Genomic DNA, 15556 nt, shown 5'->3' on the forward strand with positions numbered 1-15556 from the left:
AGCCGCTAGCCAATAGGGGTAAAATATTAGTCGACATGGGTGCTGATATTTTTTACTACATTAGCGATAAACCAGATCAACTTTCTTAATGACTCTCCAAATCAAATCAGTAATAATTGTAGTCCTTTCCTGCTTCCTTGCCATCAATGGCTATTCGCAGCTACCTCAAACTGCTCAAAGTATAATATCGGCTTCAAAAAATATAATTAAAACTTATAATAAGGACACACCGAAAGCTAATAATGTAGTTAAGGTGGTGTATTTTTATGGAAAAGGCCAAAAGCTATCCGCTAATTGGGAAGAGCGCTTAAACCGCGTATTGAGCGCGGTGAGTGATTTTTACAGAGACGAGTTCCAGCGGTATGGAATAAAATCCGATGGCGTAAACTTTGAGAAATCAGGGAATAAATATATGCTCACTGCAGTTGAAGGAGATTTCGATTCAAAAAGCTATAATGTCAATTCCGCTTATCAGCTGCAAGCGGAAATATCGAACAAAGCAGGTGACAAAATTGATTTTTACAAAGATCATGTGCTGATCATAACCGGGTTATATTATAGGAAAGATAGTACAACCTATGTTTTTGACTCGCCTTATATGGGAATTGGTTCATCAGTTAACGGAGTAAGCTTTGCCGCCGATTGCTCACTGCTCGATCCAACGTTACTAACGGATAAGGTGAACCGGATTAAGTACGCTGAACCAGGCAGGGCCGACAGGGAGTGCAGTATAGCGGAGTTTAACAGCTGGTATATAGGGGGGATTGCTCACGAAATGGGACACATGTTTGGCCTGCATCACGATTTTGGTAATCCATCCGAATTGAAGCCGTCATCAATATCCTTAATGGGAGAGTATGGAAGCCGCCATTTTAAGGGAAGCGTTTGGGGCGATACCCAGACTTCTTATATTTCAGCCGCCGGAATACTGCAGCTGCTCAGTCACCCCGTATTTACCGGATATGCTAAATACAGTAAGACTGATACACAACTGTCATTAAATCACATTTCTTGCAACTATACTGATAATGGCATCCTATTGAAAGCCGGTATTGCCGGTAATTTAACACCTTATGCCCTTTCAGTGCTGATTAGTCCTTTGAATGAAACAGAATATTTCAATGAAAGTACTATTTACCCCGTTAACAGTACTGGATCGATCGCTGTACCATTAAAAAAATGGAAAGAAGGGAACTACCGGATGTATTTAATCTTTATGCTTCCTAATGGGATGGTATATCCTTTTTACAAACTTTTTATGGTGGGGCGTAACCATGCAGAGGTGATGGAAATTCCAACAGGAAAGGCATTAGAAGTCAAAGAACTATATAGCCGTTTATCCGTAATGCAGAAGACCGGGGAAATAAATAAAAAGCTTAGCATCCTTGAAAGTGTGATTAATCCCATCCCGCCTGTCGATCCTGCAACGTATACAGGTGATAGTCTTTACCTTTCAGACGCGAAGTGGGAGCTTGCCAGCGTGGGTTGGGAAAAACCTGCACGTAATTATTTTACTACCGAGTCGGAATATGTTTTTTTTCTTGCTAACCGGGGTCAGATTTATGAAAAGGGATTATTTGCGCATTCGCCGTCTGTTTATTTGTTCCTGTTAAATAAAAAATGGACAAGGTTTTCCGCTATTGTAGGTTTGAGAGATTATGCCCACCAGCAAGGGTCGGCAAGATTTACCATTATCGGCGATGGTAAAGAACTTTACCGATCGCCGGCGTTAAGAGTTGGAGAGCAGAACCGGATAGATATCAGTATTGAGAATATAAATAAAATCGAGCTTCGCGCCGAAGGAACAGGAGGGCATAACCACAATTCATGGGCCATCTGGCTTAATCCACTACTTAACCGGTAAGCGGTTATTGCTGGTTCACCAAACGGATCGGGGATCATCATCACTTTTGAAACCGATCAAAAGTAGATGATTGCTATTGCTTTCATTTAATTCAGACCTGTTTTTGCATGGAATACTTATCAGAATGAAACCATTCCGGAACGGATGGACGGACAGCTACCAAATTCTCCTCTGCCGGATCAGCAAAAAATCAGGTTCATTTTACCGAATGGTACAACAAACAAAAAGCGTCACGATGTTCAACCGTGACGCTCTCTGAAAAAAAGTCATTTAATAATTGCCTCCCGAGGGAGAATTAATTAAAAGTAGAACTGAACACCCAATCTTGGTGCAAAAGTATCAGCGTTTAAGCCAAATGTATTGGTTTTAGCTTTAGCACCGGTTCCTTCAGCTTTAACAGTATAATTGTCGTAGCTTAAACCTCTAACTGAAAGTTCAATACCGATTTTTTTGGTTGGGAAGAAAGCAAAACCTGGAGCAAGTTCTACGCCGATATTGGTGGTAGTACCTAATTTAACCGCGTTATCACCATTGGCATCAGTTGCTTTTAACTCACCAAAAGCCAAAGGCACCGATAATTGTCCGAAGAATTTAAACTGGTCTGATAAACCTACATAATAACGTCCGAAAGGGGCAACTTTAAAAGCGCCAGTCTGTGTTCTGTTGCTTACTTTTTTATCGTATTCGTAACCAACACCTGTACCGATCGCAAAGTTGTTGCCCACAAAATAGCCAACACTAGGTACTATGCTGAAGTTGAAATCTGCTTTCGGAGCGCCATCAACTTTTGTAGAATTTACACCTACATTACCACCTAACATAAAATTTCCTTTTTCAGTTTGTGCCTGTGCACCATAAACTAAACCAGCTACTGCTACTAAAGATAATAATAATTTTTTCATCTTTTTATGATTTATTTGTTATAAAAATATAGTCAATTTTACTATTTTAATTTCTGACTATATTTGCCTAAAAGTCAACACTTATGCCAAAAAGCTTTGTTAAAGTCATCAAAAAATCAGTTTTTGGGTAACTTGTTAGCTTACAAACAGATGTAAATTCAGTGTTAATTCAATATTATTTTCGTGTGACGAAAAATCAATCGATTGATTAATTTTTTAGGTGTGACAAATTGACAATCTGACTTTTTTTGTAGAAATGTCAGATATTGAGGTGGCAGAAATGGCAGGTTTTAAAGTAACTTGTAAGGTTTAGTTAAACCTTACAAGCCGATAAGGTTATCTATTTTCTTTTGGATAATGGAAATGGTTTTTTCATCACTTAAATTCCCATCCTCATCAAATTTATTTTGAGCCTGGGCAATCAAAACTTCTGGCTGCAAAACCGGATTCATATTTAAAAAAGTAAAAACAGGTAAAAATGCAGCTTGCATCCTAACTGTGCCCCACATGCCCTGCGTTGCACCCATCAGGGCAACCGGTTTATGCATCAATGGTGAGTCCTTTCCACGGCTGGCCCAATCAATTGCATTTTTTAATCCCCCGGGAATGGAATAATTATATTCAGGAGAAACAATAATAAAGGCATCTGCGGTAGCCAGGGCATCCCTGAATTTTACCACACTTGCTGGTCTTTCTTCCACCTGAGGTAGATCATGATCCTCATTATAAACTGGAAGGTCATCAAAACCAACGATTTCAAATTCAATATCTTTCGGTATTAAACTGCCTGCAACTTTAAGTAACATGGCATTGTAAGAGCCTTTCCTTAAGCTTCCACATAAGCCAACAATTTTTTTGTTTTTTTCCATGGTTATAAAACCAGCACTCGATCAAAATGTTTGGTTTTGCAAAGCAACCCATACCCTTAAAAAATATAATCGCTAATTTTGGCAGATAAGCTACCCGCTATGACTGAAAATACATCTACTACTGCCATCATCGAAAAAACCGTTTTCCCGATACTTTTTGCCTTAAGTTTTTCGCATCTGTTAAATGATACCATACAGTCGTTAATTCCGGCAATTTATCCCATCATTAAAAACAGCTATCGCTTAAGTTTTTCGCAGATCGGGCTCATTACCTTAACCTTTCAATTAGCCGCATCACTGTTACAGCCTTTTGTGGGTTTATACACCGATAAAAAACCTCAGCCATATTCACTGGCGATAGGCATGGGGTTTACCCTGCTTGGTTTGATTTCGCTTTCGCTATCCGGCCATTTTTACACCATATTAATTTCCGTTTCTTTTATCGGCATCGGTTCATCGGTATTTCATCCCGAAGCCTCAAGGATGGCACATGCTGCATCTGGAGGGAAAAGGGGACTGGCACAATCGGTTTTTCAGTTGGGCGGTAATGCAGGCAGTGCTTTGGGTCCGCTGTTAGCCGCCTGGATTATTGTGCCTTATGGGCAGATCAGCGTCATCTGGTTTTCGGTTATTGCGCTCTTGGCCATTGTTATTTTAACCTATGTTGGCAATTGGTACAAGGGTTTTATGCTTTCGAGAAGTAAAAAGATCAATATTCAAGCCGTTGTGAATCAATTTTCAAGAGGAAAGGTGATCTTCTCAGTGTGTATTTTACTGTTATTAATCTTTTCGAAATATTTTTATATGGCGAGTTTAACGAATTATTTTACCTTTTACCTGATCGATAAATTTAAGGTTTCCGTACAAACCTCACAGCTTTATTTGTTTGTTTTCCTATTCTCGGTAGCTGCCGGGACGTTACTGGGCGGACCAATAGGAGATAAGATAGGACGAAAATATGTTATCTGGGTATCTATATTGGGTACCGCGCCATTTGCTTTATTGCTTCCGCATGCCAGTTTGTTCTGGATCGGCGTCCTTATCGTTCCCATCGGGATGATTTTAGCTTCGGCTTTTTCTGCCATATTGGTTTATGCACAGGAATTAATCCCCGGGAAGGTAGGTTTGGTTGCAGGTTTGTTTTTTGGCTTTGCCTTTGGTATGGGGGGCATAGGATCGGCCTTATTGGGTAAACTGGCAGATTCTACCAGTATCGAATATGTATTTAATGTTTGTGCCTTTTTACCTTTGATTGGGTTGCTGACTGGCTTTTTGCCGAATATAGAAACGAAGAAAAGATAAAATAATGTGATGACAGGAAGTTTTAACGATCGGAGTACTGCAAAAGATCGTCATTCCCAACCCGATCCGATAGTTATCGAATAGGAATGTTTTGATTATCAGTGTTAAAAAAAAGACACCGACCTTATTATTAGATCGGTGTTTGGTGATAAGAATGAATAGTTTGTATTTTACTTTAAATTTGCATTCAGGATAAAGTAATAAAGTTCAGTAGGAGAGAAATTGACATCGCCGCCTATCTTACCTGTAATTGATTTGAGCTTCCCATTTTCTTCTGGAAAGATGCTTCTGTAGTATTCAATCTGAGCACCGCCAATTGATTTGATCTTCCCGTTTTCTTCGGGGAAAATACTTCTGTAATATTCGATCGTAACATGACCAATTGATTTTATTTTTCCATCTTCCTCAGGGAAGATGCTTCTATAATATTCGATAGGCGTATCTCCGATTGATTTGACTTTCCCATTTTCTTCTGGAAAGATGCTTCTGAAATATTCAATTTTTTGATCACCCACAGATTTAATTTTACCATTTTCCTCGGGAAAAATACTTTTGTAGTATTCAAATTTTTTATCTCCAATGGATTTAATCTTTCCGTTTTCTTCGGGAAAGATGCTTTTGTAGTATTCAAAATTGGTGTTGCCGATTGATTTGATCTTTCCGTTTTCTTCGGGGAAAATGCTTCTGTAATATTTTATTTCTGTATTTGCTTCGGTTTGTGCTTTTAAATTAAATGGATAAGTTAAAAGCAGGGCTAAGCTTAAAACAATTAATTTTAGCCAGGTAAATCTATTTTTCATTTTATTGAATGTTAAAAATGATAATTGAAGGTAAATGTTGGTGTGAAATTTTGTAGGGCGAGCTTTAAGTTATTGGTTTTATCATAGTTGTAAAGCGATTCTTCAGCATAATAATTTTGATGGAAGAATGAGAGCACAGGTACGGAAAACTCTAAAGCTGCATGTTTAGATATGAAATAGCTAAAACCAGGACTAATGCTCGCACCCCATCCTTTTATTTTAGCATCGGTGCGGATCAGGTAACCTTCATCATCAATGCGGTTAAAAGTATTGATCTGTAAGAGCAGGTTGGCCTGCATAAAAAACTTAAAACGATCTTTAACATCGATGTATTTGCGTACAAAGGGAGAAAAACCAAAGCTGAATTCTTTTACGCCGCGCTGTTCTTCGTAATATCCGTATTCACTATTCCATGCGATATAGTTTTCGCCCCTGAGCTTCGAAAGATTTAAGGGGAGTTCCAACCCAATGGCTAAATTATTGGCTAAAAAATAGCCGCCCCTTGGTGTTAAGGTAAAAGTGTTTAAGCTGGGGGATGAGTTGTTTTGTCTGGAGGTTCCAAAACTCAGGCTTCCGCCAATAAAGCCGGAGCCTTTTTCGGTTTGGGCATAGCTGCGCCAACTAATGGCGCATAGCAGTGCCATAATGATTAATTTAGGTTTCATTTTATTTGTGTTTTTGTGTGTAATCAATAATAATCATTATCGAAACAAAAAGCAAGAAAAATGAACTGCTGTGTTAGTTAATTTTTAAACGAAAAATCCCACAGAAATAAGTGCTGTGGGAGTTGTTATTTAATGATTGCCAGTGTGGTACGGCAGATAAGTGGCGAACTCTTCAGGAATCCAGGTTTTATATACTTTAGCCTCTTTTTTTACGCTTTCACTTACAGGTATTTTCCATATTTTAAAAAACGATGATAAATCTGAATTCGTAGCTTTACTGATGGATGTAAACCAAAGATCTATCCGTTCTTTGTTGCTCAATTCGTTTTCGTAATATTTTCTCGGATCCATATCACGGTATATCTTATTGGCTTTGATGATAGACTCCCATCCAAAATGTTCAATAAGCTGGATATACATGCACAAAGCGGTGAAGGGTTCCTTTCCCCATTTTTCAAAGGTAGGCTGGTTTTGAAGATAACTATCAATTTTCTGCTTTACTTCATCTTTACTTTCCATTCCCTCGTGATTGTAGAGGCCCTTTTTTAGTACCTTATCATATACATACATGGTATAAAGGTTGGTGGTTACTTCACCAACTTCATCCATATCAAGCCCCCAAAATTGATGGCGATGGCCGAGCTCATGGAAATGGCCCCAGCTTCCTTTTTCTTTCAGCATTTTTTCATTAAGCATTAATGCGCAACTTTCATCATTGGGGGCCACAATTTTATCCCAGACGGTGAACATATAGCCATAGGCAACCTGATTATCAATGACTATCCTTTCAGGATGTGTTCTGGTACGGCTAATGATGGCTAAATCGGCATCTGCATCCATTATCTGGTCCCATAAATTTAGTAAGGAGTCAGGATTTTCCAAATTTTTAATGCGATAGGTGGGTACGGTAAGTATAATTTTATCCGTCGCTAGTTCTGTCCATGGTGCAGGATTATTTTTAATGCTTGCCCACTCTGTCAGCTTATTTTTTTTCAGTTTGTAATAGGGCGCTTTTACCACACCCTTTGCGATAATGCTGATCGATTTAAATGTAGAACTATCAGGAATTCTGATATACAATAATCCACCATATGGTGAAAAAATGGTTGTGGTATCTTTTTCCAGTTCAAATGATCTGGTTAGGTCAAAACCCGATCTTACAAGCTGATCCAGATGTCTTAAATCATCATTATGAATGCCGATCTGTGCCTTTAAATATTGGCTTTTATATTTTGGGTTGATCACGATCCTCACTTTTTCGCCGGCCGGAACATAAACGCCTGTACTGTGTAACCTGAAATAATTTGGATAAGGATCAGCTAAGCCTTGCGAACCTACCTGTACGGCTATATCAATCAATTCTGTGCTACGTCTGGCGTTTTTGGGTACCTCTCCAGGAAACGACTTACTTTCCGGATAGACAAAATCGCTTGAATTTTCTTTATTGTGAGATTTTTCATAAATATATTTTGAAAATTGATAGCCCGCTTTTTTAGCGGCAGTGGAAATATCCAGTGGTTTGTTTAGTGTTGGTATCGGAAGTGAATCGCTGATGGAAAGTGTCGATTTTATTTTCCTGATCAAAATACTGGTATCTGCATTATTCGAAAAAGCCAGCTCTAATGTAGGCTCTATTCCATAAGCATACTCGGTGGGGCTGGTCTGTTTAGGAGAAGGTTTTGCCAGCTCAGTTAAAATATTCCTTAAATGAAGATAAAATGGTTCTTTTGTTAACGTCAAACTATCTTTGGCATGCTCAGCCGTAAACATGGTGTAGGCATTAAATATTCCTGCCTTACTTAATAAAGCATTTATTTTTATCAGATCATTTAAATATGATTTATTGGGATCTCTGTCTTTGAAAATATATGGATAGGGGGAGCCATAAACCAAACTTCCACCATTAGCGATATATTTTTCAATGACTTTAAGCGCTGCCGTATCCTTCACATCATTGGTTAAAAAGTAAATGTCGGTATTTGGTTGTATTTTACTGCTATCAGCGATGTAAACTTGAGCATTGTTGGCTTTCAATGCATTGATCAATGATGCATCGGCAGTTTTAGTGACGGCTACTTTAAGTTTCTTAGGATGGTTTCTTGCCGATTGGATAATGTTTTTTAACAAATGTTGAACATTTTGATCACCCAATAATTTGCTTTCAAAATACTCGGATGAGCCTATGGCAAAAATCTGTCCTTTACCCAGGCTACTTGTTATGATTACTGTAGCCGAAACTTCTACTTGTGGGGCAAGGTTGTGTGTGGCTATGATCTGAGGTTGTTCATTAGTGCTAAAGAACGCAGAAACAAATTTTCCCGTATCAGGCATAGGTAAGGTATTAATGCCTTTTAAAAGTGCTGATTTTTGAAATTTTTGAGCGAAACTTTGGATGGCAAGACAGGCCAAAATAAGAAGAAGCGTGGTTTTTAGATTCATTTTCAGGCGGTTATATCTGCAATTTTAAGTATCTAAAACTATTGCTGCAACACACTTTATGTTAAAAAACGCTAAATAAATCATATTTTAAGTTCTATAGATAATATTGGTAAAAAAAAAGAGGCTGTTGCATCAATATAGAATGGTCATCCTGAGCTTGTCAAAGGACCTATTTAAATGTCTTGCAAGGCGTTTCGATACTTCGTCAAGCTCAGCACAGGCCAGGCTCAACGTGACAAACCCTATTGAATTGTAATTAATGATACAGTCCCTCAATTGTTTTCTTTGAGTCCTTAAAGTTTAAAACAAAAAATCCCGCCCCAATTTCATTGAGACGGGATTTGACCGGAATGTACTAATCAACGTTTTGATTCAGGAACACAAATTTATGATCGAACATGTCTAATTTAATTTTGCTGTCTTTGTCAACTTTTCCTGCCAGGATTTCTTTCGATAGCTCGTTCAGGATTCTTTTCTGGATGACCCTCTTCAACGGTCTTGCACCAAATTGCGGATCGTAACCCAGTTGTGCCAGCCAATCTAAAGCTTCATCACTGGCATCCATCTCTATACCCATTTCGGCTAAGGTTTGCTGTACCTGTTTAAACTGTAAGCTTACAATATTTCTGATTTCGCTGCGGTTTAATGGGGTAAACATAATCAGCTCATCAATCCTGTTCAAAAACTCCGGACGAATGGTCTGCTTCAATACCTCAAATAGTTCGTTTTTCGTTTTCGCAATAACCTCTTCGCGGTTTTCGTCGCTCAAATCTTTGAAGTTATCCTGAATTAAATGTGCACCAATGTTAGAGGTCATGATGATGATGGTGTTTTTAAAATTCACCGTTCTGCCTTTATTATCGGTTAAACGGCCGTCATCCAATACCTGCAACAGGATGTTAAATACATCCGGATGTGCTTTTTCAATCTCATCGAGCAATACTACTGAGTAAGGTTTGCGTCTAACGGCTTCGGTTAACTGTCCGCCTTCATCATAACCCACATATCCCGGAGGCGCTCCGATTAATCGCGACACGGCATGACGCTCCTGGTACTCACTCATATCAATACGGGTAAGTGCATTTTCATCGTTGAATAAAAATTCAGCCAGGGCTTTGGCAAGTTCTGTTTTACCCACACCGGTAGTACCTAAAAAGATGAAAGAACCAATAGGTTTACGTTTATCCTGCAAACCGGCACGCGAACGTCGGATGGCATCAGAAATGGCTTCAATGGCTTCATCCTGACCTGCTACGCGCTGGTGTAGTTCTTCTTCCAGGTGCAACAGCTTTTCGCGCTCGCTGGCAATCAGTTTGGTAACCGGTATACCGGTCCAGCGGCCAACTACACCTGCAATATCATCTGCCGTAACCTCTTCTTTGAGCATGCGGCTATCGGTTTGCTGGCTTTCTAAATCGGCTTTAAGTTTTTCAACCTTGTCCTGGGCTTCCTTTATCTTACCGTAACGGATTTCGGCAACCTTGCCATAATCTCCGGCACGTTCTGCCTGTTCGGCCTCTAATTTGTAATGCTCAATCTGCTCCAATTCATTATTCACTGCATCTACCAGGTCTTTTTCGCCTTGCCATTTCGCTTTAAATTCATCACGCTCTGCAGACAGGTTAGCAATTTCTGCTGAAAGATCTGCAACTTTTCTATCGTCTTTTTCGCGTTTAATCGCTTCGCGTTCAATTTCCAATCGCATAATTTCACGGTCTAGCGCATCTACATGTTCAGGTACACTATCCATTTCCATGCGTAGTTTAGAAGCAGCTTCGTCCATTAAATCGATGGCTTTATCCGGTAAGAAACGATCAGAAATATAGCGCTGGCTCATTTCTACGGCTGCAATAATCGCTTCATCTTTAATCCTTACTTTATGGTGGGTTTCGTAACGTTCTTTTAACCCACGGAGGATCGAAATGGCATCCTGGGTATCTGGTTCCTCAACCATTACCTTTTGGAAACGGCGTTCCAAAGCTTTGTCTTTTTCTAAATATTTCTGATATTCATCTAAAGTAGTTGCACCAATAGCGCGGAGTTCTCCACGGGCAAGGGCAGGTTTTAAGATATTTGCCGCATCCATTGCACCCTCACCGCCACCGGCACCCACCAAAGTATGGATCTCGTCGATAAAAAGGATAATATCGCCATCACTCTGGGTAACCTCCTTAACCACGGCCTTTAAACGTTCCTCAAATTCTCCCTTATATTTAGCGCCTGCAATTAATGCACCCATATCAAGTGAATAAACCACTTTACTTTTTAGGTTTTCTGGCACATCGCCTTTTATAATCCTAAAGGCAATACCCTCTGCAATGGCGGTTTTACCAACACCAGGTTCACCAATCAGTATCGGGTTGTTTTTGGTTCTGCGCGATAAAATCTGGATCACACGGCGGATTTCCTCATCGCGACCGATTACCGGATCCAGCTTCCCACTTTCCGCATATTCATTTAAATTGCGTGCATATTTACTTAAGGCCTGATAAGTGGCTTCCGCATTTTGATCGGTTACCCGGTTATCGCCACGTAACGCTACAATGGCTTTTTTAAGGTCTTTCTCGTTAACGCCTTGTTCCTTTAACAACTTAGCGGTGCTATCATTAACAGATAAGACACCTAGTAACAGATGTTCTACAGATACAAATTCATCCTTAAACTCTTTTAAAAATGTTTGCGCCTTTTGTAAAACGCTATTGGCATTAGATGATAGATATACATTGCTTCCGCTCACTTTCGGGAACCTGGCAATCTCTGCATCCAGATTTTGATTTAATACATTTAGGTTAACGTTTAATTTCTTTAAAACATAAGAAACCACGTTTTCATCAACAGTAAGCAGACCTTTAAGCAGGTGCGCCGTTTCAATAGCCTGTTGCTGGTTGCCCTGGGCTATTTCAGAAGCCTGTTGAACTGCTTCCTGGGCTTTTATGGTAAAATTGTTGAAGTTCATATCCCTTTTAAATCAAAACAAATGCCATGTTAATTTTGATTTTCAAATCGGAAATTTTGTCGTGAAGTTGTTGTTTTAAATGAATAAATGACTGATTTTTAATAGCTTATACTGAAAATTTGTCTTGTTTTAGCTTACTGTCATCCTGAACGTAGTGAAGTATCTTTAAAAGATGGGTTTATATTGAGAATCTTTGACTGTTAACTAATTTGGGCGTTCCCAATCCCGTTAAATACGGGAGAGAGTCGGGCTCAGGGCTCCGCTTCGCTCCGGTACCGATGAAGGATCGGTACTGAACCCTTACAATCCCCAACGCGGTATTTATCGCAGTAAAATGTGGCAGGTTGAGCATGGTGATATAAAACGCCTGATCATCGCTTTACAAACCTGATAAAACGGAAAGCCCGGAGCGTAGCGAGGACTTGAAGGGATAGCTGGATTGCCGTAACCGAAACGAACAGGAACCTACTTTTTTAAATATTGAAGATATAATTCTTTTGTATGGTGCTTCGACTGGCTACCATTGACAGACTCCCTAAAAAAAGTCGTCATTGCGAGGAGGAACGACGAAGCAATCTTTAACGCTAATGATCCTTGTTATAAAGATTGCTTCCCCGTAAAATCGGGGCAGGCTGTCGGCTGAAAAAGCCTTCTCGCAACGATTCTCGAAGAGCCTTATTTCCATTAAAGACTAGTGTTCCTCATACTGATTTTATACCATAAATTATTCCTCAGCATGGAATATGGAGAAAAAAATAGATTAGCGCAAAAAAAATCCGTTTCACCTCTCCAGGCAAAACGGGATAAAACCTAAAACAAAATCCGTTTCATTTGACAAAACGTTACAACTTGTGTGTTGTTAAAATAATAGACAGGAATTTCTGTTTAAGGTTTAATGTCTGATGAATAATTTTTATTTAATTTAAGGCATGTTATAAAAAAGAAATGGATACTACTACTGGTTAATTTATTGTTGTTAACCGGAGGAGCGTAACAGAAAGTGTATAAATGGTGGTTGCAAGATGTGATTATTTTTTTTGTCAGGCTTTCGTTAATGCTGCGCAGTTTTATCTAAGTTTGTTCAATAATAAATTATTAAGGATAGAAAATGTCGGTAAGGGGTAACCAGTTTAAGGCCAATACATTCAGGGATAAAGGTGCAGAAAGTGCACCCGGCAGATCATCATTGGGCAGGCAGCCAAAGCGAAAAATGGATTTTTTGCCAAGCTTCGATCTGGCAGATGGCCGTGCAGTTAAAATTATAGGACTGTTTTTCGTCATATTATCATTATATTTTTTAATTGCTTTTACTTCCTATCTGTTTACCTGGCAGGATGACCAGAGTTATGTAATTGATGCAAATGGGGGATGGAGCAATCTTTTTAAAACATCCGAAGAACTGAAAGAGGCGGGTGTTTCCATTCCGGTGGTTCAAAACTGGCTGGGTAAATTCGGCGCGCTGTTATCGCACCAGTTTATTTACGAATGGTTTGGGATTGCATCTTTCCTGTTCGTTCTGGCCTTTTTTATTATCGGCTACCGTTTATTATTCAAGGTAAAAATTCTTTCTATCTCTAAAACATTAGGGTATAGCTTTTTCTTTTTGTTGTTTATTTCATTGACCTTAGGTTTTGCACATGGTTTCTGGTCAGAATCGCCACATTATCTGGAAGGTGAATTTGGCTACTGGAGCAATAAACTATTAAGTGCCCAGATTGGCGCTGCCGGTGTTGCCGGATTAATCGCTTTTGCCGGATTAACCATTTTAATCATTGCCTATAATATCGATTTTAAGTTTCCGGAGGGTAAAGCAAAGGAAGTTTACCTGGATAATGAAACGCCTGATTATGTAAACGACATCAGGGAGCAGGTGGTAAAAAACAAAACCTATGAAGAGCCTGCCGCACCTATTGAATTTCCGGTACGTGATAAGCCGGTAAGTAACGAACGTAAGCAACAGAATGTTGTATTACAGCCAAGCCGTTTTGAAGAAAAAGAGGAAGAGGAAACGGTAGCACCGGTAGTGCTCTCTCCATTGGCGACAAATTTGCCATTGGCTACTGCTGCGGCCGCTTCATTGCCTTTAACGGTAGAGCCAGCGGTTGAAGTAGAAAAGGAACCTGCCTTTACGATCGAAAAAACTGAAGAAGAAAAAAAATCGGAAGACCTGGTTGAACAGTTTGGCAATTATGACGAAAAACTGGATTTATCGGGTTATAAATACCCTACAGTTGATCTGTTGGAAAATTACGGCACCAATAAAATTTCGGTAAATGCGGAGGAACTAGAGGCCAATAAAAATAAAATTGTAGAAACGCTTAATCATTATAATATCGAAATTGATAAGATTAAGGCAACCATTGGTCCGACAGTTACCCTGTACGAAATTATTCCGGCCCCGGGCGTGAGGATTTCTAAAATTAAAAACCTTGAAGATGATATTGCACTTTCTTTAGCGGCCCTCGGCATCCGGATCATTGCGCCAATGCCGGGCAAAGGTACTATTGGTATCGAGGTACCAAACCAGCATCCTGAAATGGTACCGATGCGCAGTATTTTAAATACCGAAAAATGGGCGCAAAATACCATGGATTTGCCCATTGCTTTAGGTAAAACCATTAGTAATGAGGTTTTTATTGCTGATTTAGCTAAAATGCCCCACTTATTGGTGGCAGGGGCAACCGGTCAGGGTAAATCGGTAGGGATCAACTCCATTCTGGTTTCACTGCTGTTTAAAAAACACCCGGCACAGCTTAAATTCGTACTGGTTGACCCTAAAAAAGTAGAGTTGACCCTGTTTAATAGGATTGAAAGGCACTTCCTGGCTAAGTTGCCCGGAGAGGCTGACGCCATCATCACCGATACCAAAAAGGTAGTGAATACGCTAAATTCGCTTTGTATAGAGATGGATCAGCGTTATGACCTGTTGAAAGATGCACAGGTGAGGAATTTAAAGGAGTACAACGATAAGTTTGTTAAACGCAAGCTTAACCCGAATCTTGGTCACCGCTTTTTGCCTTTCATCGTGTTGGTGGTAGATGAGTTTGCCGATTTAATGATGACTGCCGGTAAGGAAGTTGAGGCGCCGATTGCCCGTTTGGCCCAACTGGCCCGTGCCATCGGGATCCACCTGGTACTGGCTACCCAAAGACCGTCGGTAAATATTATTACCGGTACCATTAAAGCCAACTTCCCGGCCAGGCTGGCTTTTAGGGTATTATCAAAGATCGATTCGCGGACCATTTTGGATAGTGGTGGTGCCGATCAGTTAATTGGGCGTGGTGATATGCTTTTATCTACAGGCAGCGACTTAATCAGGCTACAGTGTGCTTTCGTTGATACACCTGAGGTAGACCGCATATCTGAATATATCGGGAATCAACGCGGTTATGCAGATGCTTACCAGCTGCCAGAATATATAGATGAAGCAGGAGAGGGAAGCAAAGCTGATTTTGATCCCAACGAGCGCGATAAGTTTTTTGAAGATGCAGCCAGGCTGATCGTGATGCATCAGCAGGGCTCAACCTCGTTAATTCAGCGCAAACTAAAATTAGGTTACAATCGCGCTGGCCGTATTATTGACCAGCTGGAGGCTGCCGGAATTGTGGGGCCATTTGAAGGAAGTAAAGCACGTGAAGTTTTATATCCTGACGAATACTCTTTGGAACAGTTCTTGAATAGTATGGATGACAAAGACTAGATTAAACCAATAGCAATAAATCTACTCTAACGTTTCAAAGGAAAAATTTAAAAAAGAAA

The 15556-nt window shown here is 39.8% G+C and carries 9 protein-coding genes; 3 read left to right on the top strand and 6 right to left on the bottom strand.

Going from position 1 to position 15556, the window contains the following annotated elements; genetic code table 11:
- Positions 1-88: 88 nt before the first annotated feature.
- Positions 89-1864 (top strand): NPCBM/NEW2 domain-containing protein, encoded by a 1776-nt coding sequence (locus tag ACIQXP_RS04105; RefSeq protein ID WP_387504578.1) that lies wholly within the window; start codon positions 89-91, stop codon positions 1862-1864.
- Positions 1865-2163: 299 nt separating this feature from the next.
- Here ACIQXP_RS04105 and ACIQXP_RS04110 read toward each other — a convergent pair whose 3' ends face one another.
- Both ACIQXP_RS04110 and ACIQXP_RS04115 read right to left on the bottom strand, forming a co-directional pair.
- Complete coding sequence (locus ACIQXP_RS04110; protein ID WP_090987768.1) at positions 2164-2766, bottom strand: outer membrane beta-barrel protein; 603 nt, start codon at positions 2764-2766, stop codon at positions 2164-2166.
- A gap of 320 nt (positions 2767-3086) precedes the next feature.
- Positions 3087-3635 carry an NADPH-dependent FMN reductase gene (locus ACIQXP_RS04115; protein WP_387504579.1) on the bottom strand — a complete coding sequence of 183 codons (549 nt, stop codon included), beginning with the start codon at positions 3633-3635 and terminating at the stop codon, positions 3087-3089.
- A gap of 99 nt (positions 3636-3734) precedes the next feature.
- Between ACIQXP_RS04115 and ACIQXP_RS04120 the strand changes: the two genes are divergently transcribed.
- Positions 3735-4937 carry an MFS transporter gene (locus ACIQXP_RS04120; RefSeq protein ID WP_293741564.1) on the top strand — a complete coding sequence of 401 codons (1203 nt, stop codon included), beginning with the start codon at positions 3735-3737 and terminating at the stop codon, positions 4935-4937.
- A 170-nt stretch (positions 4938-5107) separates the two neighbouring features.
- On the opposite strand, the gene ACIQXP_RS04125 is transcribed toward ACIQXP_RS04120, so the two are convergent.
- The 4 genes from ACIQXP_RS04125 to clpB form a co-directional block, all read right to left on the bottom strand.
- The gene (locus tag ACIQXP_RS04125) at positions 5108-5737 is read right to left on the bottom strand and encodes a hypothetical protein (protein ID WP_293741565.1); all 630 of its coding nucleotides are present in this window, start codon (positions 5735-5737) and stop codon (positions 5108-5110) included.
- 11 nt (positions 5738-5748) lie between these two features.
- Positions 5749-6402 carry a hypothetical protein gene (locus ACIQXP_RS04130; RefSeq protein ID WP_387504581.1) on the bottom strand — a complete coding sequence of 218 codons (654 nt, stop codon included), beginning with the start codon at positions 6400-6402 and terminating at the stop codon, positions 5749-5751.
- A gap of 129 nt (positions 6403-6531) precedes the next feature.
- Entirely contained in the window at positions 6532-8841 is a 2310-nt protein-coding gene (locus ACIQXP_RS04135) for a M60 family metallopeptidase (RefSeq protein ID WP_387504582.1), read from the bottom strand.
- 355 nt (positions 8842-9196) lie between these two features.
- Positions 9197-11797: an ATP-dependent chaperone ClpB gene (clpB, locus tag ACIQXP_RS04140; RefSeq protein WP_387504583.1), complete on the bottom strand. Its 2601-nt coding sequence runs from the start codon at positions 11795-11797 to the stop codon at positions 9197-9199.
- Positions 11798-12905: 1108 nt separating this feature from the next.
- Between clpB and ACIQXP_RS04145 the strand changes: the two genes are divergently transcribed.
- Complete coding sequence (locus ACIQXP_RS04145) at positions 12906-15497, top strand: FtsK/SpoIIIE family DNA translocase (RefSeq protein ID WP_387504584.1); 2592 nt, start codon at positions 12906-12908, stop codon at positions 15495-15497.
- The last annotated feature ends 59 nt before the right edge of the window (positions 15498-15556 follow it).

This window comes from Pedobacter suwonensis, from assembly GCF_044762335.1.
Classification (GTDB): domain Bacteria; phylum Bacteroidota; class Bacteroidia; order Sphingobacteriales; family Sphingobacteriaceae; genus Pedobacter.